The following is a 1,571-nucleotide window of genomic DNA, read 5'->3' on the forward strand; positions in this document are numbered from 1 at the left end:
GCGTGGGAGACCATCACAATAGTGACACCGAGATGGCGATTTAATTCCTTAATGGTGGCGAAAACTTCCTGGGATCCCACCGGATCCAGTTGGGAGGTGGGTTCATCGAGAATTAACAAAGCGGGCTGAACTGCGAGGGCAGCGGCGATCGCTAATCGTTGTTTTTGTCCTCCTGATAATTCCCCCGGCGATTTTTTTTCCATTCCCTCTAACCGGACTGCCGCTAAAACTTTGGGAATACGCGCTTTAATTTCCTCTCGCGGTAGCCGTAAATTTTCTAGGGTAAAAGCGATTTCATTTTCTATCGAAGTGGCTAAAAGTTGCGTTTCGGGATCTTCAAATACTGCCCCCACATAGCGGGCCAAGGTGCTAACGGGATGGGTTAAAGTATCTAAACCGGCTACCGTTGCATAACCAAAAAAACGCCCTCCGTAGAATTGGGGGACAATACCGTTAAGAGTTAAACAGAGAGTAGTTTTTCCCGCACCTGTGGGCCCGATAATACCTAAAAATTCTCCTCGATGAATTGCTAAAGAGATATTTTTAAGCACTAGATTGGAGGATTCGGGATAAATATAGGAAACTTTCTCTAATTGGGCGATGATTTCCATTATCGGTGGGGAATAGAAGACGAGAGAGGGGTAGATAGGGAGATATTTTTCAGGGAAATGCGAGTTAGGGACGCTTCTATTTTCCGCTATTTCGATCGATGAACTTGATTATCACACAGGCGGCCTACTACTCTGTGATTTATCCTGCAATTGTACCAGTGACTCCTCGCCCACTCGCAGAAAAACTTAATATTTCTACTCTTGACAAATTTGCTGTAAGGTGCTAAAGAAATCGGGGTAGGAAATGCCAGCCGCTTCAGCGCGATGGATAGTGGTGGGTTGACGGGAATTGAGGGCAGCGATCGCTAGACTCATGGCAATGCGATGATCGGTAAAACTGTCCACTTCCGTGCCGACTAGGCCTGTACCGCCGGTAATCTCTAAACCATCGGGTAATTCCCTTACTTTTGCCCCTAGGCGATCGAGTTGGGTGGCCATCACCGTCAGGCGATCGCTTTCCTTCACCCGTAATTCCTCAGCATCCTTGATAATTGTCGTTCCTTGGGCAAAAACCGCCGCTACTGCCAAAATCGGAATTTCATCGATCAGACGGGGTATAATCTCACCGGCGATCGTGGTTGCCTGTAGTTGACTGGATTTCACCCGCAGATCCGCCACCGGTTCCCCCGTCACCACCCGTTGATTTTCGAGGGTGATATCTGCTCCCATTGCCTGTAAAACCTGTAAAACTCCAGTTCTAGTCGGGTTTATTCCCACATTTTCGATTAATAACTCGGAATTAGGCACGATTGCCCCCGCTACCAACCAAAAAGCTGCCGAACTGATATCTCCCGGTACAATCACCGTTTGTCCGGTTAAAGTGGGATAACCCGTCACCGTGACGCTATTAGTCTCCCCATCCACCTCAATATTTGCCCCAAAAGCGCGCAGCATCCGTTCACTGTGATCGCGAGATAAAGCGGGTTCCGTGATTGTGGTTTTCCCCTCCGTTAACAGTCC

Annotated in this window: 2 protein-coding genes; both read right to left on the reverse strand. The window is 48.3% G+C overall.

Features of this window, described 5'->3' with window-relative positions; genetic code table 11:
- On the reverse strand, nt 1-611 hold a 611-nt coding region (locus PX484_RS05680), incomplete at its 3' end, for an energy-coupling factor ABC transporter ATP-binding protein (RefSeq protein ID WP_288103113.1).
- 195 nt (nt 612-806) lie between these two features.
- On the reverse strand, nt 807-1,571 hold a 765-nt coding region (locus tag PX484_RS05685; protein ID WP_288103115.1), incomplete at its 5' end, for a 3-phosphoshikimate 1-carboxyvinyltransferase.

Origin of the sequence: Microcystis sp. M49636_WE2, from assembly GCF_030065375.1 — a bacterium.
Classification (GTDB): domain Bacteria; phylum Cyanobacteriota; class Cyanobacteriia; order Cyanobacteriales; family Microcystaceae; genus Microcystis; species Microcystis aeruginosa_C.